At 71.2% G+C, this 21,151-nt stretch carries 16 protein-coding genes; 2 read left to right on the forward strand and 14 right to left on the reverse strand.

The genetic code is table 11. The features are described 5' to 3' along the window. Positions 1–11: 11 nt before the first annotated feature. From IE247_RS15890 to IE247_RS15905, 4 genes are all read right to left on the reverse strand, one after another. On the reverse strand, positions 12–2,210 hold the full coding sequence (locus IE247_RS15890) for an IPT/TIG domain-containing protein (RefSeq protein ID WP_190123763.1): 2,199 nt from the start codon (positions 2,208–2,210) through the stop codon (positions 12–14). A gap of 369 nt (positions 2,211–2,579) precedes the next feature. Next, positions 2,580–3,923 (reverse strand): NAD-dependent succinate-semialdehyde dehydrogenase, encoded by a 1,344-nt coding sequence (locus tag IE247_RS15895; protein WP_373305567.1) that lies wholly within the window; start codon positions 3,921–3,923, stop codon positions 2,580–2,582. 91 nt (positions 3,924–4,014) lie between these two features. Beyond that, on the reverse strand, positions 4,015–5,115 hold the full coding sequence (locus IE247_RS15900; protein ID WP_190123765.1) for an alcohol dehydrogenase catalytic domain-containing protein: 1,101 nt from the start codon (positions 5,113–5,115) through the stop codon (positions 4,015–4,017). Next, positions 5,115–6,617, reverse strand: a complete 1,503-nt coding sequence (locus IE247_RS15905; RefSeq protein WP_190123766.1) for an APC family permease — start codon at positions 6,615–6,617, stop codon at positions 5,115–5,117. The genes IE247_RS15900 and IE247_RS15905 overlap by 1 nt, the downstream gene beginning before the upstream one ends. Before the next feature lie 236 nt (positions 6,618–6,853). Between IE247_RS15905 and IE247_RS15910 the strand changes: the two genes are divergently transcribed. Together IE247_RS15910 and IE247_RS15915 are read left to right on the forward strand one after the other, a co-directional pair. Next, on the forward strand, positions 6,854–7,492 hold the full coding sequence (locus tag IE247_RS15910; protein WP_190123767.1) for a TetR/AcrR family transcriptional regulator: 639 nt from the start codon (positions 6,854–6,856) through the stop codon (positions 7,490–7,492). Between the two features lie 165 nt (positions 7,493–7,657). Next, a complete protein-coding gene (locus IE247_RS15915; protein ID WP_190123768.1) occupies positions 7,658–8,098 on the forward strand; it encodes a hypothetical protein in 441 nt (146 codons plus the stop codon). A 7-nt stretch (positions 8,099–8,105) separates the two neighbouring features. Here IE247_RS15915 and IE247_RS15920 read toward each other — a convergent pair whose 3' ends face one another. The 10 genes from IE247_RS15920 to IE247_RS15965 form a co-directional block, all read right to left on the reverse strand. Further along, positions 8,106–10,694 carry an ABC transporter permease gene (locus IE247_RS15920; protein ID WP_190123769.1) on the reverse strand — a complete coding sequence of 863 codons (2,589 nt, stop codon included), beginning with the start codon at positions 10,692–10,694 and terminating at the stop codon, positions 8,106–8,108. Between the two features lie 73 nt (positions 10,695–10,767). Beyond that, positions 10,768–11,535, reverse strand: coding sequence for an ABC transporter ATP-binding protein (locus tag IE247_RS15925; RefSeq protein ID WP_190123770.1), 768 nt, complete (start codon positions 11,533–11,535; stop codon positions 10,768–10,770). A 252-nt stretch (positions 11,536–11,787) separates the two neighbouring features. Then, a complete protein-coding gene (locus tag IE247_RS15930) occupies positions 11,788–12,516 on the reverse strand; it encodes a response regulator (RefSeq protein ID WP_190123771.1) in 729 nt (242 codons plus the stop codon). Next, entirely contained in the window at positions 12,513–14,315 is a 1,803-nt protein-coding gene (locus IE247_RS15935) for a histidine kinase (protein ID WP_190123772.1), read from the reverse strand. Before IE247_RS15935 ends, IE247_RS15930 begins: the two co-directional genes overlap by 4 nt. Positions 14,316–14,410: 95 nt before the next feature. Then, positions 14,411–15,271: a lipase family alpha/beta hydrolase gene (locus tag IE247_RS15940; RefSeq protein ID WP_190123773.1), complete on the reverse strand. Its 861-nt coding sequence runs from the start codon at positions 15,269–15,271 to the stop codon at positions 14,411–14,413. 128 nt (positions 15,272–15,399) lie between these two features. Next, entirely contained in the window at positions 15,400–16,110 is a 711-nt protein-coding gene (locus IE247_RS15945) for a TetR/AcrR family transcriptional regulator (protein ID WP_190123774.1), read from the reverse strand. A 62-nt stretch (positions 16,111–16,172) separates the two neighbouring features. Then, a complete protein-coding gene (locus IE247_RS15950; RefSeq protein WP_190123775.1) occupies positions 16,173–16,751 on the reverse strand; it encodes a hypothetical protein in 579 nt (192 codons plus the stop codon). Next, on the reverse strand, positions 16,748–18,010 hold the full coding sequence (locus IE247_RS15955; RefSeq protein WP_190123776.1) for a DUF7224 domain-containing protein: 1,263 nt from the start codon (positions 18,008–18,010) through the stop codon (positions 16,748–16,750). Before IE247_RS15955 ends, IE247_RS15950 begins: the two co-directional genes overlap by 4 nt. Before the next feature lie 6 nt (positions 18,011–18,016). Further along, complete coding sequence (locus IE247_RS15960; protein WP_190123777.1) at positions 18,017–18,760, reverse strand: ATP-binding cassette domain-containing protein; 744 nt, start codon at positions 18,758–18,760, stop codon at positions 18,017–18,019. A gap of 188 nt (positions 18,761–18,948) precedes the next feature. Beyond that, the gene (locus tag IE247_RS15965; protein ID WP_229869150.1) at positions 18,949–20,787 is read right to left on the reverse strand and encodes a transglycosylase domain-containing protein; all 1,839 of its coding nucleotides are present in this window, start codon (positions 20,785–20,787) and stop codon (positions 18,949–18,951) included. Positions 20,788–21,151 lie beyond the last annotated feature (364 nt).

A 21,151-nucleotide genomic window follows, 5' to 3' on the forward strand; every position in this document is an offset into this window, starting at 1 on the left:
CGTGGGTGGGGTCAGCAGCCGGTGGTGGTGTCGCCGGGGTCGGCGACGCAGGTGTCGTTGCCCAGGCCGCCGTTGGCGATGTCACCGGCGACGCCGTCCTGGACGTCGATGGTGTCGTTGCCGAGGCTGCCGCTCATGGCGTCGGTGCCGTCGTGGTCGGTCAGGACGTCGTTGCCGTTCTGGCCGTCGAGGGTGTCGTTGCCGGGGCCGCCGTAAATGTGGTCGGCGCCGTTGTCGAACAGGTGCAGGAGCGAGCCGATGAGGGTTTCGCCGTCGTTGGTGTCGTCGCCGGCCTCGCCGTAGAGGTGGTCGTCGCCATTGCCGCCGCCCATGGCGTCGTCGCCGTCGCCGCCCCGGACGGTGTCGTTGGCGTTGCCGCCGTCGATGGTGTCGTCGCCGCGGCCCGCGTAGACGGTGTCGTTGCCGTTGCCCGCGTTGATGGTGTCGTTGCCGCCCAGGCCGCAGATGACATCGGCGCCGTTGGTGCCCGACAGGGTGTCGTTGCCGTTGGTGCCGGTGATGGTGCACCCGAGGGCGTTGTCGACGGTCGTGTTCTGCGTCGCGGTGTCGTTGCCGGGCGCGGGGTCGGTCTGGGTGGCGTCGACGGTGGCGGTGGCGGTGACCGTGCCGGTGGTGGTCGGCGACAGGGTGAGGGTGACCGTGGCGCTCGCGCCGGACGCGAGGCTTCCCAGGGTGCAGGAGACGGTGGGGGCGGTGATGCCGCACGAGCCCTGGGACGCGGTGGCGGACACGATGCCGGCCGGGGCCCCGGACAGGGTGACGGCGGCCGTGGTGCCCGTCGCGCCGTTCGGCCCGTTGTTGGTCACCGTCACGGTGTCGGTGAAGGTGCTGCCCAGCGATGCCGGATCGGCGGAGTCCGCCACCGTGACCGCCAGATCGGCACCGGGGTCGAGATAGGTGTACTGGTCGGCGGGGCTGGTGGCGCTGGTGCCGGCGGACTTGGTGACGGTGATGTCCACGGTGCCGGGCACACCCGCCGGTGCGGTGGCGGTGACCGAGGTGTCGCTGTTGACGGTGAAGGAAGTCGCGGCGGCGGTCCCGAACTTCACGGCGGTGACACCGGTGAGGTCGGTGCCGGTGATGTCGACCGCGGTTCCGCCCGTGGCCGGGCCCGAGGTCGGGCTGATCGAGGTGACCACCGGCTGCGGCACGTTCACCACGGCCAGGCCGCTCGGACGGGAGCCGACGGTGATGGTTCCCGTGGCGGTGTTGGCGGCGGTGTCGACGACGCTCACCGTGTTGGTGCCGTTGTTCGCGACATAGGCGGTGGAGCCGTCCGGGGTGAAGGCCACCCGGTTGGGGCCGGTGCCCACCGCGATGGTCGCGGTGACGGTGTTGGTGGCGGTGGAGAGCACCACGACGGAGTTGCCCGGGGCGTTGGCGATGTACAGGGCGGCACCGCTGGGGCTCAGGGCCATGCCGTTGAGGTTGCCGCCGATGGTGACGGTCGTGGTCACCGTGTTCGTCGCGGTGCTGATCACCGCCACCTTGCCGCCGGAGTTCTGGAGCAGATAGGCCTGGGCGCCGTCGGGGGACACGGCCACGTCGACGGGACGGCCGCCGGCGTTGACGGTGGCGGTCACCGTGTTGGTGGCGGTGTCGATGACCGTCATGCCACCGGCGTTGGTGGTGTTGCCGTTGTTCGAGACGTAGGCGGTGGCCCCGCCGGGGCTGAACGCGACGGCGCCCGGAGCGATGCCGACCGGGATGGTGGCGGTCACCGTCCGGGTGGCGGTGCTGATGACCGAGACCGTGTTGGAGCCCGCGTTGGTGACATACAGCCTGGAGCCGTCCGGGGAGAGAGCCGCCCCGAAGGGATTGGTTCCCGCGGTGATGGTGGAGGTCACCGTGTTGGTGCCGGTATCGATCACGGCGACGCCGCCGCTGTACTTGGTGACGTAGGCGGTGGTCCCGTCCGCGGAGGCGACCAGGCTGATGGGGGAAGTGACCGGAATGGTGGCCGCGGTCGTACCGGTCACGGTGTCGTGGGCGGTGACCGAGTTGCCGCTGCCGTTGGTGACGTACACGAACTGGTGCGTCACCGCCGCGGCCGGGGCCGGGGCCGGAACGGCCCCGGCCGGAGTGATCGCGCCGAGACCGACGATCGAGAGCAGACCGGCGACCACCGCCGCCGGCACCGTGCGCGCTCTGGCACGGACCGGGCCGTGACGCGTGGTGGAGTCGAACATGAGGGGACCCTCTTCCCGAGGCATGTGCCGCGTCCGGCAGGCCCCCGGGTGGGGTCGGCTCCATCAGAGCGCGGCACGAGTACCCGCCGGCTCCAGAAACCTCTGGACCGCCGACGGCCCTGGCCATCTCGTGCAGCGCCCATCACCGGCACACGGCGGGGCGCGCGGCTTCACCGCGTCCCCGCCATGTGCGGTGCAGGAACCATGAAAAAGGCTAGCAAGTCGCCTGTGGCTTCAGAGCCGGAACAGCAGGAATACGGCATTGGGCTTCATGCGGCGGCACCATGAACGGCAACGGCCAGGTGGACCCTTGTGCTCAGCCCGCCGCGGGCGTCCGGGAGCGCCGATCGGCGGAGGCGGCCTCTCCGGTCATCGTGGGGCGACGGTCCGGATGAGCTTCTTGTTGACGAACTCCTCGATTCCGGGCCGTCCGAGTTCGCGCCCGAATCCGGAGCGCTTGACGCCGCCGAAGGGCAGTTCGGCCCCCTCGGCGCCGACGCCGTTGACGAAGACCATGCCGGCCTCGATGCGGTCGGCGACCCGCTCGGCCTGGGCGGGGTCGGTGGTGAAGAGGTACGAGCCGAGACCGTAGGGGGTGTCGTTCGCCATACGCACGGCGTCCTCCTCGTCGGCGGCGGCGAAGACCATCGCGACCGGGCCGAACAGCTCCTCCCGGGCCGCCGGGTGTTCGGTGGTGAGGCCGGTCAGGACCCCGGCCGGGAAGTGGGCGCCGTGTCGCTTCCCGGTGCTGTGCAGGGTGGCTCCCTGGGCGACCGCCGCGTCGACCTGGCGGCCCAGGTTCTCGGCGGCGGCGGCCGAGGACAGCGGCGCGCCGGTCTCGCTCGCGAGCAGCCTGGCGGTGAACCGTTCGACGAACGCGTCGTGGAGGTGGTCGAGGACCACGAACCGCTTGGCGGCGTTGCACGCCTGGCCGGTGTTGTCGAGGCGGGCGGCGACGGCGGCGTCGACGACCGCGTCGAGATCGTCGGTGGACAGGAGGATGAAGGGGTCGGAGCCGCCGAGTTCGAGGACGACCTTCTTGAGGTGCCGCCCGGCGATCTCCGCGACGGCCGCGCCCGCACGCTCGGATCCGGTGAGCGAGACTCCCTGGACACGGGGGTCGGCGATGATGTCGGCGATCTGCTCGTTGGTGGCGTACACATTGACGTAGGCCCCGGCCGGGAAGCCCGCCTCGGTGAACAGCTTCTCCAGGAGCGCCGCGGTGGCCGGGCACTGCGGCGCGTGCTTGAGCACGATGGTGTTGCCGAGGGCCAGGTTCGGGGCGGCGAAGCGGGCGACCTGGTAGGCGGGGAAGTTCCACGGCATGATGCCGAGGAGGACGCCCACCGGGCCGCGTCGGACGACGGCGGTCCCGGGGCCGGAGAGGACGTCGAGCGGTTCGTCGGCGAGGAACTCCTCGGCGTGGTCGGCGTAGTAGTGGTAGATGTCGGTGCAGAAGTCGATCTCGCCCTCGGCCTCCTGGAGCGGCTTGCCCATCTCCTGGACGATGCTCGCGGCCAGCTCGGCACGGTGCTCGGTGTGCAGATCGCCGAGCCGTCGCAGCAGGGCCGCGCGCTCGGCCACGGAGCCGGTGCGCCCCCACGCGGTGGCCGTGTGGGCGGCCTCGACGGCCGCCGCCACCTCGGCGTCCGTGGCGGTCGGGTAGGTGGCGGTGATCTCACCGGTGGTCGGGTCGGTGACGGCGTACATCATGCCTCCGGGTACTGGTGGGGGACGGCCGCGGCCTCCGTCGCTCCCGCTGGTGTGGATGCTTGTGGCGTGCCGCGCCGGGCGAGGGGGTGCCTCACGGTTCGAGGATAGTTCTGACGCCGATGTTCGACCGGAGGTCGTCGAAGGCCGCCGCCGCCTCGCGCAGGGGCCGGGTGCGGCCGACGAGGTCGTCCAGGGGCAGTTGGCCCGCCAGATAGAGGCGGGCCAGTTTCGGGATGTCGATCTCCCCGATGCTGGAACCGTAGTTGCAGCCGAGGATCCGCTTGCCCTGGTCGGCCAGGTCGAAGGGGTCGAAGGAGGCGGTCGCGCCGGTCGCCGCCATGCCCACCAGGACCGCCGCCCCGCCCGGGGCGAGCATGGCGGGGAGTGTGCCGATGACCTTGGGGCTTCCGATCGCCTCGAAGGCGTAGTCCACCCCGCCGAACTCCTGCCGGCACCAGGCGGCCACATCGGTCCCGGCGCCGTCGAGGATGTGGGTGGCGCCGAACCGCTGTGCCGTGGCGAGGCGTTCGGCCGAGAGGTCGACGGCGATGATGGGGTCGGCCCCGATCAGGCGCAGGCCCATCACGACGGAGAGTCCGACTCCGCCGGTGCCGATGACCACCGCGGACTCGCCGGGGCGGACGCCCGCGGTGTTCACGACGGCGCCGACGCCGGTGGTGACGGAGCAGCCGAGGAGTGCGCCGATGCTGAAGGGGAGCGCGTCCGGGACCTTCACCGCGGCCACTTCCGGCACGATCAGCCGCTCCGTGAAAGCGCCCAGCCCGAGGTAGGGCCACACCGGCTCGCCCCGGTCGTCGGCGAAGGCGGTGGTGCTGTCGGGAAGCGTGTTGGCGACGGCCTTGGTGCCGGTGCACAGCCACGCGGTTCCGGCGACGCAGCCGCGGCAGCGGCGGCACGGCGCGAACCAGGAGAGGACGACATGGTCGCCGGCCTTCAGCGAGGTGACGCCGGCCCCGGCCGCGGTCACCACTCCGGCCGCTTCGTGCCCGAGGACGAGGGGGCGGTCGCTGGGCCAGTCGCCCGACACGACATGCAGGTCGGAGTGGCACACACCGGCCGCGCGGACCTCGATCTCGACCTCGCCCGGCCCGGCGGGCCGGATGGACACATCACGGGAGGTCAGTCCCTCGGTGGGATCGAAGACGATGGCGGGGGAGAGTTTCGACGGCATCAGGACGCCTTCACCTTTTCCGAGGTCGGGGTGGCGGATGGGGAGGTCGCGGTGGCGGGGAGCTTTGTGTGGGGCTTGGCGATCAGGATGTAGATCAGGCCGACGACGAAGAGGACGGAGAAGACCAGGATCACGGCCCAGACCTGGACCCAGCTGCCGTCGGCCGGGGCGAGCTCGGCGCGGGGCCAGGCGATGTTGACGGCCTCGAAGAGCAGCCACACCACGGCGAGCACATTGACCACCAGGCCGGCCCTTCCGAGCCTGAGCCGTCCCGCGGCGGGGTTCCAGCGGCCCGTCAGCCGGGCGACGAGCGCCACGACCGCGACGGTGAGGAAGATGAAGTAGAAGCCGCCGGAGCCGAAGGCGATCAGTGTCGCGGCGGCGTTGCCGTTCAGCCCGAGGAGGAGTCCGAGGCTGGCGAGCACGGCCGTCGCGATGAGCGAGACGTAGGGGATCTGGCGCGGCCCTACGGTGGCGAGCTTCGCGGAGAAGGGCAGCTGGCGGTCGCGGGCGAAGGAGAAGACGGCGCGGCCGATGTACGTCTGGATCGAGATGGCGCAGGCGATGAACGCGATCAGGACGAGGAGGATGAAGGGCTTCTCGCTCCAGCCGCCCAGCCCCTCGGTGACGGCGGTGAAGACCGGGTCCGCGAGGGCCCCGGAGACCGCTTCCTCGGGGTCGCGCAGCGCGAGCGTGACGGCGAGCCCGGTCAGCAGGACCGTGAGGGCGACGAAGAGGTAGGCGCGCAGTAGCGCCCTGGGCACATTGCGTCGCGGCTGCTCGGTCTCCTCGGCGACCTGGGTGGTCGCGTCGAAGCCGAGGAACGCCCAGCCGGCGACGGCCAGGGCGGTCAGGAAGCCCGCCAGGGCGGAGCCGCTGGAGGCCGATTCCGCGCCGAGCGTCTCGAAGAGGATCCCGAAGCCGTTGTTGTGCACGAAGAGCAGCAGGAACACGCTCACCGCGATCGAGGCGACGCCCTCGGCGATGATGCCCGCGTTGAGGAAGTGCTTCACCGGGTTGACGCCGAGGAGGTTGATCCCGAGCGCCACCGCGACGAAGACCACGCCCAGGAGCACATGGGCGGCGCTCGACAGAGTGCCTTCGCCGAAGAGCATGTGGAGCCAGGCGGCTCCCAGGTAGGCGACGGTGGTCAGGGATGCCACGGCGGAGGCCAGGTAGATCCAGCCGACCAGCCAGCCGAGCCGTGGCCCGCCCAGCCGGCGCACCCACTGGTAGACCCCGCCCGTGACCGGGAACTGGGACGACAGCTCGGCGTAGACCAGGGCGACCAGCAGCTGGCCGAGGAAGGCGACGACGACCGCCCAGATCCAGGCGGGGCCCGCGAAGACGAAGCCGAGCTGGACGACCGCGTACACCCCGACGACGGGGGAGATCGTCGCGAATCCGATCGCGAACACGGCCCACGCGGACAGGGTCCGTTTCAGCTCTTGCCGGTAGCCGTACTCGGCGAGTTCCCCGGCATCGGTGTGAGTGTCGTGCACGTTGGTCTCCTGTACAGGTGCTGTGCGCCGGTCCGCGTACGTGGGGCTGTGCCCATGCCGTGGGATCGAGGGTCGGCACGGGCACAGCCCCAGGCGCCGGTTACGAGGCGGAGCGGGGATTCGCTCCCCCGGTGTCGGGCGGGATGCCGCCCCGAGCCGCGGTTCTCCGCGACCCCACCCGCTATTGGTCACCTGGCCAATTGCTGATTGGTCACTCACTCAATAACATTCGCTCCATGACGTCAAGGGATTCCGGCACACGAACCCGAAAGGCGCCGACCGAGCGCCGCCAGGAGATCGTCCGCGCCGCCGCGCTGGTCGGGCTCGCCGAAGGACTGGAGTGCATCACGCTGCGGCGGGTCGCCGACGAGCTGGGGGTCCAGCCCGGGCTGGTCAGCCACTACTTCCCGGCCGCCGACGCCCTGGTGGCGGAGGCGTTCACCAGCGCCACCGGGGCCGAGCTCGACGGCCTCCTCCCGGAGGAGCCCGCGGGCCCCGGGCACGAGACCCCGCTGAGCACTCTGCGGCGCTTCTTCGTCCTCATCGCGAGCACCGAGTTCGACAACGTCAGCAAGCTCTGGCTGAACGCACGGCATCTGTCGCGCTATCGCCCCGTGCTCCGCGACCACGTCGTCGAGCAGGAGCTGCTCTGGTGCCGCCGCGTCGAAACCCTCATCGCGGCGGGCACCGGCGCGCGGCTCTTCCACTGCGAGAACCCTTGGGAGGCGGCCGTGCACATCCTCGTCGCGATCGACGGAAGCAGCGCCTACATCAACACCAGCGCCGACGCCCGCACCGCCCCGATAGCGGACCTGGCCCGCACCGTCGCGGAGAGGGAACTCGGACTGCCGCCCGACACCCTGGCCACCCCCTGAGGCTCCGGACGGCGACTCGCACCGCCCGGACCCCCTCCAGGGCTCCCGCCCGGTGGCCGCTCAAGGACTCCCGCCCGGTGGCCCCCGACGGCGGTGAAGGACACTGTCCGTACAAGCGGGGTCACCGCACGGTGGCCCCTCGGTCCGCCTGCGGAGGAGCGGGAAATGGCTGTTGCCTGGCGCGGTGCTGTCTTCTACGCGTTGACCGTGGCCCTCGGGTCCTGGGCGGCCGGGGCGCTGGTCGGTCTCGCCTGGGCGGTCGCCGCGTGGGACGGCTTCGGGTTCTGGGTGTCGTGGTGGGTCACGAACCCGACGGTCCATGTGTTCCTGGCCGTGACCGTCCTCGCCCTGACCCTGGTCCGCCGTCTCACCGCCCCCGCGCCCGTGTGGCGGGTCTCGCTGATCGACGGTGGCGCATACCTGCTGGTTCTGCTGCTGTCGGCCGGTCTCTCCTCCTGGTGGGCAGGGTCCGAGGCACCGGCCGACGACGCGTTCGTCATGGCGGTCTTCGCCATGATCACCCTTCAACTGCCGTCCGCGTGGCTGCTCGTGTATGTGCGCGCGCGGCGTCTCGGCGGCGTCCCCGTTCGGACCGCCGGGCGGTGACGGCCCGTCAGGGGGTGCCGATCGATCGCAGCATGTTCAGCCGGGTCGCCCGGCGGGCCGGCCAGATCGCGGCGAGGATGCCGACGGTGAGGCCGAGGAGGAGGTGGAGGCCGAGCCGGGCCCAGGGGAGGTCGGTCTCGTAGGCCGGGAGGGACGCTCCGGCGAGGCTGCCGCAGGCCCAGGCGAGGAAGACTCCGGTGCCGATGCCGAGGAGGGCGCCGAACAGGGAGATGACGACGGACTCCAGGCAGACCATGTTTCTGACGCCCTTGCCGCCGAGGCCGATCGCGCGCAGGAGACCGATCTCGCGGGTCCGCTCGAAGACCGACATGGCCAGGGTGTTGACGACGCCGAGGCCTCCGATGAGGACGGTCATGGCGAGCAGGCCGTACATCATGCCGAGCATCTCGTCGATCATGCCGGACTCGGCCTCGGTCAGCTGCTCCTGGTCGCGCACCTGGAGGAGGGGGCTGTTGCCGAGGGCCTGGCGGATGTCCTGGTCGAGGCCGCTCGCACGGTGGCCGGGGGCGGCCTTGAGGAGGATGCTGTCGAGTTTCCCGCCGTCGGCGTGCGGAAGGACGTCGTCCATGGCGCCGATGGCGTGGCCGATGGCACGGCTGTACTGGTAGACGCCGACGACGGTCAGCTTCTGCCGGTGGGCGTCGAAGCCCAGGGCCCCGGTGAAGGTGTCGCCCGTCGACAGACGGGTCCGTTCGGCCAGTTCGCCGGAGAGGGCGATCCGGCCCGGGCCGAGGTCGGTGAGTGAGCCGCTGCGGAAGGCCAGGTCGGACACCTCACCGAGGCGTCGCGGGTCGGCGCCCGCCAGGGTGGTGAACTCACCCCGTACATCCAGGACCGAGGAGGCGAGGGGCGTGGTGTCCGTGACGCCCGGGATCCTGGCGACACGGGTGGCCAGGGCGGGGTCGATGCCGCCGGACCCGGCGTTGGACACCTGGTAGTCGGCGGTCAGCCCGCGTACGGCCTCGTCCCTGACGGCGGCCTCGATGGAGCCGCCGGCCACATTCAGACCGGTGATGAGGGTGAGTCCGATCATCAGGGCCGAGGCGGTGGCGGCGGTACGGCGCGGGTTGCGCAGCGCGTTCTCCCTGGCGAGCCGTCCGGTGACGCCGAAGAGCCGGGCGGTGACGGCCCCGATGAGCAGGACCAGGGGGCGGGAGAGCAGCGGCGCGAGCACGACCACGCCCGTCAGGGTGAGCACCGAGCCGAGCGCGGCGATCATGATGTTGGTCTCGCTGCCGTCCTTCTGGGCGGAGAGATACAGCATGATGAGGACGCCCAGGCCGGCGAGCAGCCCTCCGAAGATGTCGCGGAGCAGGGTGCCGGAGGGTGAGGGGGCCTGGTCGACGCCGCGCAGCGCCTCGACCGGCGCGATCCGGGCGGCCTTGCGGGCCGGGAGCCAGGCGGAGAGCACGGTGACGCCGACGCCCACCACGAGCGACCAGACCCATGCGTTCGCGGAGATCACCAGAGGGCCGTCCGGAAGTCCCGCGCCACCCGTGTTGAGGAGCGGTCCGAGGCCGGTCGCGATGCCCAGGCCGAGGGTGAACCCGGCCGCCGAGGCGAGGAGTCCGAGAAGGGCGGCCTCGATCAGCACCGCGCGGACCACCTGCCGCCGGGAGGCCCCGACGGCGCGCAGCAGCGCGGTCTCCCTGCCGCGTTGCGCGATCAGCATGGTGAAGGTGTTGGCGATGATGAAGACGCCCACGAACAGCGCGATCCCCGCGAAGACCAGGAGCATCCGGGTGAGCCCCTTGGTGCCCTCGGCGATCTGCTTCGCCTGCTCGTCCGCGAGCCGGGCGCCGCTGGTCGCCGTGATGCCCTCGGCGGGCAGCAGCGCGCCGACCGCCCGGGTGAGTCGCTCGTCGTCGGTGCCCGGAGCCGAACCGACGGCCAACTCGTCGAACCTGCCCGCCCGCAGGAAGAGCCGCTGCGCGGTCCCGGTGTCGAAGAGCGCCAGGGTCCCCCCGGCGGTGACGCGCGGGTCGTCGGTGTCGACGGTGCCGACCAGCCTCTTGGCGAGGGTGGGGCCGTCGACGGCGAAGCGCACGGTGTCGCCGACGCGGTAGCCGGCCTTCTCGGCGGTACGGCGGTCCAGCGCCATCTCGCCGCCGTTCAGCGGGCCGCGTCCGGCGGCGAGGGGATAGCGGCTGTCCCGGCCGTCGCGCCCGTTGTCCGGTGCGTAGTTGGTCGCCAGATTCTGCCAGCTGTTGTCGGCGTTGAGCGGCCGTCCGTCGCGGGCCGCCAGTGTGGCGGTGCCGTTGACGACGGGGTGCACCGAGGCGACACCGGGTACGGTACGGATCCGGTCGGCGAGATCGCTGGTCAGCGCGGTGGTGCGCCCGCCGCCCGCCTCGCCGTCCGGTGCGGTCCCGGTCTCGGCCCGTTCGGTCTCGGCCTGTACGGATACGGCCACATTCTCCAGGCTCTTCGCCGACGCGCCGCGCAGCGCCTGGACGGTGGTGTCGCCGAAGACGAGCGTGCCGGAGACGAAGGCGACGCCGAGCATGACCGCGAGGGCCGTCATGCTCAATCGGGCTCGGTGCGCGAGAACATTGCGCAGGGCGGTACGGAGCATGGTGGTCCCAGTCCTGGTTCGCGTGACGGAGCTTGTCCGAGCGGTGGCAAGCGGTGGTGGTGAAGGAAACGGGTCAGGAGCCGAAGCGCCGCATCACGTCCAGGACGCTCTCGGCGGTCGGGGCGAGGAGTTCGTCCGTGATCCGGCCGTCGGCGAGGAAGATCACGCGGTCCGCGTAGGAGGCCGCCACCGGGTCGTGGGTGACCATCACGACGGTCTGGCCCAGCTCTCGTACGGAGTCGCGGAGGAAGGCCAGGATCTCGGAGCCCGCGCGGGAGTCCAGGTTGCCGGTGGGCTCGTCCGCGAAGATGATCTCCGGGCTGGAGACGAGGGCGCGGGCCACCGCGACGCGCTGCTGCTGTCCGCCGGAGAGCTGGGCGGGGCGGTGGCCCAGCCGTTCGGAGAGACCGACCTTCGCCACGACCGTGTCCAGCCACCGCCGGTCCGGTTCACGGCCTGCGATGGCCATCGGCAGGGTGATGTTCTCCAGCGCCGTCAGCGTGGGCAGCAGATTGAACGCCTGGAAGACAAAACCGACCCGCTCCCGCCGTACCCGGGTGAGCTGCCGGTCGTTCAGGGCGGACAGTTCGATGTCACCGATGCGCGCGGAGCCCGCGGAGACCGAGTCGAGACCGGCCACGCAGTGCATCAGCGTCGACTTGCCGGAACCGGACGGGCCCATGATGGCGGTGAAACGGGCGCGTTCGAACTCCACCGAGACCGAGTCCAGAGCGACGACCTGGGCCTCGCCCTCGCCGTACACCTTGCTCAGGGCGGTGGCCCCGGCGGCGGACACCGCCGGTGGGCGGGCGGGCACGGACGCGGCTGTCTGCGTCGACATTGCGGCTCCAGCGGTGAGGGGAAGGGGGTGCTTCCATCCTCGGCGCGCCGTGCGTCCGAACCGTCGGCCTCAGGGTGTGAAGGGAGCGTCTGCCGAAAGGCGGGTCGGCGGGCGCGCGTAGCACTTCGGGCGTACGGCCGGCTCTGTCTTTCGGCAGAGCCGAGGCGCGGGGCAAGTGCGCGGGGGCAAGTGCGCGAGGCCGAGGCTCGGGGCCGAGGCTCGGGGCCGGTGCGCGCGGGCCCGCGCCTGGGCTCAGGAGACCAGCCCCGCCCGGTACGCCAGTACCGCCGCCTGTACCCGGCTTTCCGTGGCCGTCTTCTCCAGAATGGCGCTGACGTGGGTCTTCACCGTGCCCACACCGATGCCCAGCCGCCGGCCGATCTCCGCGTTGGCGAGGCCCCCTGCCAGCAGCGCCAGGACATCGCGCTCCCGGTCGGTGAGGGCGGCCAAGCGCTGATCGGCCCCGCCGTCCGACGCCTTCCCGGCCCCGGGCGCACCGGCGGTACCGACGGCACCGGCGGTGCCGTTGAGCATCCGCTCGATGACGGTGCCGGTGACCCCGGGCGAGAGGACCGCGTCACCGACGGCGGCGGCCCGTATCGCGCGGATCAACTCTTCCGGCCCCTCGTCCTTGAGAAGGAAACCGGTGGCACCGGCCCGCAGCGCGCGGGTCACATTCTCGTCGTCGCCGAAGGTGGTGAGCATGACGACCCGGGGGCGGGGCCGGAGGGCCAGGAGCCGTTCGATCGTGGCGAGCCCGTCGAGCACGGGCATCCGGATGTCGACCAGCGCCACATCGGGGCGGGTCTCGGCGGCGACCCGTACGGCCTCCTCGCCGTTCACCGCCTCACCGACCACCTCGATGCCCTCGGCATGGCGCAGAATCAGCCGGACGGCATGCCTGATCAGCTCTTCGTCGTCCGCGAGCAGCACCCTGACGGGGCGGCTCCCGGAAGCGGGAACCTCGGTGGACTCGGTCATGGGGACTCCCACGGTGGTGTCTGCGACACCACCGGCACGGTGAAGTGGTCAATCGCGGCCAATGTGTCGCCGCGGAAACAGTATCGGGTGATCTTGATGTGCCCCGGGCCCTCGGCGGCCCGTCCGGCGGCGGGCCCCATGGACTTCGGCGCGGCGCTCCCGGGCGTGGGCACGAGTACTTCGTCCTTCACCCACGGATAGACGCAACTCGTCACGGACCTCGGGCGGGCCGGCTCGCGGCCCGTGGCCGCCGCGCGGGCCAGCGAATGGTCCCCCTCCCCGACGGCCTCCATCTCCTGGCGGGACATCCCGATCCGGGGCGGCTCGTCGTAATCGACGGGGTCGTCCGTCCGTATCTGGCCGACCAGGATCAGACCGAGGATCATCATCAGCCCCACGCCCGCGAGGCCGAACAGCCCGGTCAGCGCGCTCACAGCCGCACGGAGGACGCCTCGGGCCTCCCGGTCGGGCCCGGGCCCGGGTCCCACTCCGGGCCCGATCGGCGGTTCGGCCTGCGGGGCTTCGCCCGGGGCTTCGATCGCCGTCTCCGGATCCGGTCGATCCGGTCGCACCGGGATGCGGGCCGTGACCGCGAAGCCCCCCACCGACGTCGGGGCCGCCTCCAGGGTGCCGCCGAGCAGCGACACCCGCTCCCTCAGCCCGACGAGTCCGCGCCCTGTGCCCAGACCGGCCGACTCGCCGCCGGTCATGGGCGGCAGCCCGTTCCGTACGAGGATCTCCACCCGGTCGCCGGTGTGCGTGACCGCCACGGCGACATGCGCTCCGGCGGCGTACCGGTGCACATTGGTCAGGGACTCGCGCACCACGCGGTGCACCGCGCGCCGGACCAGGGCGGGGTGATCGCCGAGATCGGGGCCGTCCCAGGTGAGGTCGAGATGGATGCCGCCGAGGCGGGACTCCTCGGCGAGGGTCTCGATGTCGGACCGGGTGCCCGTGGTGTCGGTCAGGGCCCCGGTCCCGGTGTCCCGCCCCAGCGGACCCAGAACGCCGAGCACTTCGCGGAGCTCGCGCATCGCCTCGCCCGCGGCCCGGCGTACCCGCGCCGCCTCGTCGCGCAGCTCGGGGGACTCCTTCCGCAGGGCCATCTCCAGTCCGCCGCTGTGCAGCGACACCAGGCTGAGACGGTGGCCGACCAGGTCGTGCATCTCCGCCGCGATCCGGGTGCGCTCATGGATCCGGGACTCGCTGGCCGTGAGACGGCGGACCGTCTCCGCGGCGACGGCGCGTTCGCGCAGGGCCCGCAGCAGCCTGCTCTGCTGTTCGTTCGCGATGCCGACGAGGGCGGGCACGATCAGTACGGTGGCGGCGAGCATGCCGCCGAGGACGAGCCCGACGGCGTGGCCGACCAGACCGTGGCGCGGGGCGAAGTCGTGGATGCCCACCCCGTACCGCGGCGCGGAGACCGCACAGACCAGCATCGTCAGGGCGGCCGACGCCAGCAGTACGGCGGTCCGGCGGCGGTGCGACACGAGCTGCCTGGCCGTGGTGTACGCGATCACCGCCACCGGCAGCCCCGCGGCAGGCAGCAGACCGAGGACCGCGGCCGCGCCGAGCAGGCTCGCGATCGGGTGGCGGCGGCGGACGGCCAGCAGGGCGAGGACGACCGCCGCCAGAAGGAGCTGCGCCGCCCCGGGGAGCGAACCGCTCAGGTCCCACTCGTTCAGCGGGTCGGGGAGCAGTATCAGCAGCGCGCCGCCGGTCACTTCGGCGAGCGCTCGCCACATGCCCCGGCTCTTCTCGCCGGGAGCCGCGAAGGGGCCGCGTGAGGTGAAGGTCATCAAATAATGATGAAGGGTGATGAAGGACGCCCGACAGCGCCCTTCATCACCTGCCGGTGCCGGTCGGACATCCGCCGGTGCCGGTCGGACACCGGTCAGATGCCGACCGTGGTGAAGGGGCGGCACCGGAACGGCTTGGAGTGCTCGGGGTCGAGCCGGTTCAGGACGAGCTGGGCGACGTTCGGGTCGACGGCCAGACCGAGATGCCCGGCAGAATCAAGCCCGCACTTGTCCTGGAGCACGATGTTGGTGACGCCGTCCCCCGTGAGCAGGCCGTTGGTGTACGGGGTGACGACCCTGTCGTAGCGGGTGACGATGCTGGTGTACGTCGGCCCGGGCACGGCGACGGGACCGTCGTTGAGCTTGGCGAGAAAGGCCGAGCCCGGCAGATAGTCCGTACAGGCCCCGCATCCGACGCCGGTCAGCAGACCCTGGAGTTTCAGCGCGGCGGCCAGGCTCGCGAGGCCGTTCAGCGTGGTGCCGCGGAAGTTGGAGCCGAAGCCGACGAAGTCGTCGACCTTCGCGGCCCCGCCCAGATACTTCATGTAGTACGCGGGGACGGTGGTCCCCTCGGAGTGCCCGACGATGTCGACCTTCGCCGCCCCCGTCGCGGCGCGCACACGGTCGACGAAGCCGCCCACCTCGGCGGCGCTGTCCGCCATCGGGGCGAGCCCGCCGGCGAGTCCGCCCAGCACGGTCTTTCCGTATGTCTCGGAGAAGACGCAGTAGCCGGCCGAGCGCAGAGTGGGCGCCAGGGTCAGGAAGTTGTCCCAGCTGTTGCCGCCGAGCCCGTGGACGAGGACCACCGGCTCCGGGTGGGCGGCGCTGGGCCGGCAGGACCAGTTGTTCCACCCCGACCGGGGCGGGGCGTCGTCGGCCGAGGCCGTCGCGGTCAGGGTGGTCGAGGCGAGTACGGACAGCGCGAGCGCTGCCAGGAACGTGCGGAGCTTTGCCATGGGGCGACTCCTTGTTCAACGAGTGGTTACCCGGCAGTAGAGCACGCACCCTTATTAAGAACAAGGCATCGTTTCCAAAAAAGGACATGCCGATTCGACCCCCCGTCCGGGAAGGATCGGGAGGGGTGTCAGGAGTCGCCGAGTCCGGAGCTGACCACGGTGTAGAAGCGGTCGAGCCCGTCCTGGAGGACCGCGCGATCGGCGGGCCGCGCGGCATCGGCTTCCGTGCTTGCGCCCGTGCCTGCCCCTGCGCCTGCCCCTGTGTCCAGAAGCCAGTCGGCGATGATGTCGAAGAGGCCGCCGATCAGCCCCATGGCCACCGCGTGCGCGTGCGGGCCGGTCGCGATGCCCAGCCGCCGCCAGACCGTCTCGACGAAGGAGGCCGCCCACCGGCGGTTGGTACGGCGGTGGGCCTCGGCCAGCGGTGTCACGGCCCGGCCCTCGCCGAATGTCACGCGCGCCACCCGCACGTCGTCCACGAAGGCGTCCGCGAAGTGGCGGATGAGAGCCCGCGCGGCCCCGCTCTCGTCCCGATCGCCGCGTTCGTCCAGCTCGTCCAGCGCCGAGGTGAGACGTCCGGTCACATCCACGACGATACGGTCGAGCAGCGCCAGATACAGGGCCTCTTTGCCGGTGAAGACCTCGTAGAAGCTCTTGGTCCCGACGAACGCCCGCTTACAGATCTGTTCGATCGAGGTGTCCTGGAACCCCTGGGCGGAGAACAGCTCCAGTCCCGCGTCCAACAGATCCTCACGACGCCTCGCACGCCGCTCCACGGCGTTCAGCCCCCGGATCCGCCGGCCCTTCACACCCTCGTCGTCCCCCGCCTGACCAGCCATCGGCCCAACATACAGGCCCTCCCGCCCCGGCCCGCGCGACCCGTGCCGCCACGTCCACACCCTCACTTCCGACGGGTGGCCGCGGCGGCCAGACCGGAACCGAACAGAAGGAGCGCGGCCGTGGCGGCGAGCGGGGAGCCGCTGGGATGCGCGGGCCACATCCAGAAGTACGGCGATCCGCCCGGGCCGAGCCCGATCAGGCCGCACAGTACGGGGACGGCGGCCACGGTGACCGGCCCGTACCGCGGTTCCGCGCACCGCTGGACCAGCAGCCCCAGCCCCAGATACCCCAGGACGTTGCGGGCGACGGCGAAGCCCAGGGGGAAGTCGATGACCACGGCCTCCAGCAGGGCGATCGCCACCGTCGCGGCACCGGCGAGCGCCAGCGCCGCCGCCCGCAGACGCGGGACGTTCCGCACGGCGGTGACATCCGTCGTACGCGGTGTCCGGCTCATCGCGTACAGCAGTACGCAGACGGGCAGCACCGGCAGGACGAGGGGTACGGGAATGCTCCCGGTCGTCCCGCCGAACAGCGCGAGTGTGGGTATGGAGGAGGTGGCGAGCATCGGCGCGACCACCAGACACGCCACGAGCGTCACCACGCAGGCGACGGCGGCGTGGGCGCGCAGCCACCAGATCATGAACCGGCCCTCGCCGCGCGGGTGTACGAGGAGGGCGACAGCTCGGGCTTCTGCGAGCAGTCCAGTACGGAGCGCAGATTGCGCTGGAACCACGCCTTCTGCGCCTCGGCCGGCATCGCGCGTACCTTCTGGGCCAGTTGGGCGGCCTCGTCCGACCCGCTCGACGCGGCGGGTTCGACGCCCACGACCTGTGCGAGCCACGCGTCGAGGGCCGAGGCGGCTTCCGAGCCGGGGTAGGTCTCCCCGGGCTCAAGCGCGCAGGCGGGCGGCCCGGACGGGAGGAGGCTGGTGGCCGTCACGATCAGGACGGTCTCCCGGTCCGGGACCCGCCAACTGAACTCCACGCGTTCGACCGGGGTGAGGCCAGCCTTTCGGAGCTTGTCTCCGGCCTCTTTCGACCAGCGGACGAAATCGTCTTCGTGCTCGTACTGTTCGGGCCAGAGACAGACCTGCGGAGCGCTGCCGCTGCCGCTGCCGCTACAGCGCAGGAGCGACTGGTCGCGGTTGTGTTCCCCGTCCAGGCCGAGCGGGAACGCGACAGCGATCGACGCGGCGACTCCGGTGACCGCGACCGCCATGGGCAGCACGAGCCGTGCCTTCCCTTGCCGCGCCGCGATCAGGATCAGCGCCACCGTGATCACGGTGGCCGAGAACAGGGCGGTCGCGCCCAGGCTGCGCGGTGCCGGGACCTGGTCCAGGCGGCAGCATTCGCCGATGCCCTGGCCGTTGAGGTGGCGCAGCCAGGCGGGTTCGGCGAGGGCGGCAGGCCAGAAGCCCCAGAAGTAGCCGAGGATCAGCATCAGCGGCGGGCCCAGCAGCCGTGGGAGTACTCCTCCCAGCAGGAATCCGAGGGCGATGTGGGAGAGGACCACCGAGTACCCGACGGCGAGGACCGTCAGGTTCGGCCGGCCCGGGATGTCGAGGAGCGCGGCGTCCGAGAAGATCGCCAGGGAGATCAGCACGCCTGCCAGCCCCAGCAGCGCCATGGGGGCGAGCTGCTCGGCGGCGATCCGCAGCGGGCCCCGGGACGGTGCCCAGGTGCTGACGGCACCCCGTTTGAGCCGTGTCGCCTCCCAGGCCGCACCGGCGCCGCAGACGGCGCTGATGACACCGAGGAGCCCGGTGGACTGCGCGGTCACCGACTCCCAGTACTCAATCCCCCCGCCCGTGTTGCCGGTGCTGAAGAACAGCAGTCCGCCGATGAGCAGCAGCGCCGCCCAGACGGCGGACCCCGAGCGCAGAAGAGTCGCGAGACGCATCGCCGTTCACACCTCCCCTCGGACCAGGCCCCGGTACGCGGCCTCCGCCCGTCGCTCGGCCGCGACCTCCGGCGGGGCGAGCGAGAGGAAGTCGCCGATCGCACCCCGGAAAACCGGCGCGCCCCGGTCCAGGACCACCACCGCCTCGTACACATCCGCCAGATCCTCGGTCTGATGCGTGGAGACGATCACCTGCGCCGTCCCGGACAGCTCCCCCACGAGATCACGGAAGACACCACGCTGTACGGGGTCGAGTCCGGCCGTCGGCTCGTCCAGCAGGATCAGCTCCGCCCGGTGCACCAGCGCCTGGGCGATGCCCAGGCGGCGCAACTGCCCGCCCGACAGCTCATGACTGCGCCGGTCCGCCAGTTCACTCAGCCGGACCCGGTCCAGCGCCCGTACCGCCCGGTCCCACGCCCGGCGCTTCGACAGCCCCTTGAGCCAGCCCGCGTACGCCGCCTGCTCCCGCACGGTCAGCCCGGGCACCGGCTCGATCCGCTGCGGCAGCCAGCCGACCCGGCGTCTGTACTCACCTCTGTCGCGCGACCGCGCACTGTCCAGCGAACCCCAGCCGACCCGGCCGGTCTTGGGGGCGAGGGCCGAGGCCCCGAGGGACAGCAGCGTGGACTTGCCCGCGCCGTTCGGCCCGAGCAGCACCGTATGGCCGGTGGGTAACTCCAGGGTGAGCGAGTCCAGGACGGGGGTACGGGCGCGATAGCCGAAAGTGCAATCCGTATAGCGCAGCGACACAGGCGTTTCCCGGGGGTAGGGGGAGATGGACTGACTGCCACGGCACGGCAGCCACGGCACGGCACGGCGGCGCGGCGCGCGGACCTGGCACGTCGGTCCGGCGGTCCGTGATCCAAGCGGTCGGTGTCGAACGTCGACGGTATGTACGGACACCCCTGGGCCCGGTATCGGTTCCGCCGATACCCGTCTTACGGCGGAGGCGCTGCCATCTGCTCGTAAGCCGCCCAGATCAGCGGCGGGAAGGCGCTGCCCCGCTCGGAGTCGTCGCCGCCCACACCCTGCATGGGCAGAAGGTGGGGCACATCGGGCTTGGTGCGGAACATGGTGATCGAGGTGCTCAGTTCCTCGTTCATACCGATGAACCAGGCTGATTTCATACGGTCGTTCGGGCCCGTCTTGCCGGCCCAGGGCGGGAAGTAGTGCCTCAGGCCCTCCGGGTCCTTCGACGCTCCGACGGTGGTCCAGCCCACCTGGCGGAGCGCCGAGCCGACGATCGAGGCGGTCTCGGAGCTCATCGCGCGGTGCTTCTGGGGAAGTTCGAAGCCTTCCACCGCGACGCCGTCGCGCTCGACCTTGGTCACCGAGTAGGGCTCGGTGGCTTGGCCCTCGTTGATGAAGGTCGTATAGGCGCTGGCCAGCCGGACGGCGCTGGGGGTGGAGGTGCCGATCGAGAAGGTCGGCTCCAGCTTGGCCATGCTCTCCTCACGCAGTCCCGACGCGACCGCGATCTTCTTGACATTGTTCAGCCCGACCTTCTTGCCGGTCTCCACGAACGGTGTGTGGTCCGATTCGACCAGGGAGGCGTGGAGGCTCATGAGCATCGACGGCACCCCCTCCGAGCTGGGCGTCAGGGGGACCGGGCCGGTGCCCCCGCCGGAGCGCTCCCCCTCGGCGATGCCCTGCTCCAGGGCGGCCGCGTAGACGAAGGGTTTGAACGCCGAGGCCGCGGGGACGCCCGAGGTGTCCGCGTTGTTGCTGAAGTGCTCGATCGCGTCGGAGCCTCCGTAGACCGCGACGATCGCTCCGTCCTCGGGGCGCACCGAGGCCGCGCCGACCTGCACATGGCGGTCGTCCGCGCGCTTCTTCGGGTCCAGGTTCTCCCCGCTTACCTTCTCGACGGCCTTGGTCAGCGCGAACACCTTGGCCTTGTCGAAGGTGGTGTGGATGCGGTAGCCGCCGCCTGCGAGATCCTTGCCGGTGAGCCCGCTCCGGCCCCTGACGTACTTGTTGGCGAGGTCGACGAGATAGCCGATCTGCCCGGCCTGGCTGGTCGGCTTGACGGGCGGTTTCGGCTCGGGGAACTTCGTGTACTTCGCGCGTTCTTCCGCGCTCATCGCGCCCGTCTCGACCTGCCGGTCCAGCACCCAGCTCCAGCGGTCCTCGGCCCGCTCGTGATTGGCGGCGCTGAGTGAGGGGTCGAAGCTCTCCGCGCCCTTGAGCACGGTGGCCAGCAGGGCGGCCTGAGCGGGGTCCAGCTCCTTGGCGGGTATGCCGTAGTAGGCGTACGAGGCGGCCTGGATGCCGTAGGCGTCACGGCCGAACCACGAGGTGTTGAGATATCCCTCCAGGACCTCTGTCTTGGGCCGCTGGTTGCTGACCTTCAGGGAGAGGAAGAGTTCCTTGACCTTGCGCTGGACGGTCTGGTCCTGGCTGAGATAGGTGTTCTTCACATATTGCTGGGTGATCGTCGAACCGCCCTGGGTCTCCTTGCCCTTGACGATATTGACGGCCGCGCGGCCGATGCCCGTCACCGAGACGCCCGAGTCGCTGTAGAAGTCCGCGTTCTCCGCCGCGATGACGGCGCGCTGCACGGACCGGGGGACCTGGGAGAGCCTGACATCCTGCCGGTTCACATCACCCACGCTCACCATCCGGCTTCCGTCCGCCCAGTAGTAGACGGTGGCCTGCCTGCGCGCGGAGTCGTGCGGGTTCGGGATCTCCACCTGTATGTATATCGCCGTGAAAAGTCCCACGATGCTGCCGACGAAGAGCAGGAACAGCCCGGAGACCAGCTTCCAGGAGGGCATCCAGCGCCGCCAGCCCCGCCGGCCGCGTCTGGGATAGTCGATACGGAGCCGGCGGGCCGTCCGCACGGCCCTCCTCCGGTGGCTCCCCGCCCTGCCCGAAGAACGCCGCCCGTGCTTCGAGCCTTCCGTCCGTTCCGGGCCTCCGGTGGTGCGCTTCGCGCGCCTCCTGCGGTTCGTGCGGCGATTACGGGTCAGCCTCATGCGGTACGCGGACCTCTCCTCGATCACGAGCCGTCGCTTCGACGCGGTGATGGGCTCGGCCGGAATGATGTTCAGACTATGGCCGTGGTTGAGTCATTCACAAAATCTCCACAGGCGCTGAGGAGTTGATTCCGCTTACTCAAGTCGGACAGGAGACGGCATT

It is taken from the genome of Streptomyces inusitatus, assembly GCF_014651115.1.
GTDB lineage: Bacteria > Actinomycetota > Actinomycetes > Streptomycetales > Streptomycetaceae > Streptomyces > Streptomyces amakusaensis.

What these genes read in the sequence shown, in the direction of transcription:
- IE247_RS15890 (WP_190123763.1), bottom strand. Translation starts at nt 2,210, where the DNA reads ATGTTCGACTCCACCACGCGTCACGGCCCGGTCCGTGCCAGAGCGCGC.
- IE247_RS15895 (WP_373305567.1), bottom strand. Translation starts at nt 3,923, where the DNA reads ATGATGTACGCCGTCACCGACCCGACCACCGGTGAGATCACCGCCACC.
- IE247_RS15900 (WP_190123765.1), bottom strand. Translation starts at nt 5,115, where the DNA reads ATGCCGTCGAAACTCTCCCCCGCCATCGTCTTCGATCCCACCGAGGGA.
- IE247_RS15910 (WP_190123767.1), top strand. Translation starts at nt 6,854, where the DNA reads ATGACGTCAAGGGATTCCGGCACACGAACCCGAAAGGCGCCGACCGAG.
- IE247_RS15915 (WP_190123768.1), top strand. Translation starts at nt 7,658, where the DNA reads ATGGCTGTTGCCTGGCGCGGTGCTGTCTTCTACGCGTTGACCGTGGCC.
- IE247_RS15920 (WP_190123769.1), bottom strand. Translation starts at nt 10,694, where the DNA reads ATGCTCCGTACCGCCCTGCGCAATGTTCTCGCGCACCGAGCCCGATTG.
- IE247_RS15925 (WP_190123770.1), bottom strand. Translation starts at nt 11,535, where the DNA reads ATGTCGACGCAGACAGCCGCGTCCGTGCCCGCCCGCCCACCGGCGGTG.
- IE247_RS15930 (WP_190123771.1), bottom strand. Translation starts at nt 12,516, where the DNA reads ATGACCGAGTCCACCGAGGTTCCCGCTTCCGGGAGCCGCCCCGTCAGG.
- IE247_RS15935 (WP_190123772.1), bottom strand. Translation starts at nt 14,315, where the DNA reads ATGACCTTCACCTCACGCGGCCCCTTCGCGGCTCCCGGCGAGAAGAGC.
- IE247_RS15940 (WP_190123773.1), bottom strand. Translation starts at nt 15,271, where the DNA reads ATGGCAAAGCTCCGCACGTTCCTGGCAGCGCTCGCGCTGTCCGTACTC.
- IE247_RS15945 (WP_190123774.1), bottom strand. Translation starts at nt 16,110, where the DNA reads ATGGCTGGTCAGGCGGGGGACGACGAGGGTGTGAAGGGCCGGCGGATC.
- IE247_RS15950 (WP_190123775.1), bottom strand. Translation starts at nt 16,751, where the DNA reads ATGATCTGGTGGCTGCGCGCCCACGCCGCCGTCGCCTGCGTGGTGACG.
- IE247_RS15955 (WP_190123776.1), bottom strand. Translation starts at nt 18,010, where the DNA reads ATGCGTCTCGCGACTCTTCTGCGCTCGGGGTCCGCCGTCTGGGCGGCG.
- IE247_RS15965 (WP_229869150.1), bottom strand. Translation starts at nt 20,787, where the DNA reads ATGCCCTCCTGGAAGCTGGTCTCCGGGCTGTTCCTGCTCTTCGTCGGC.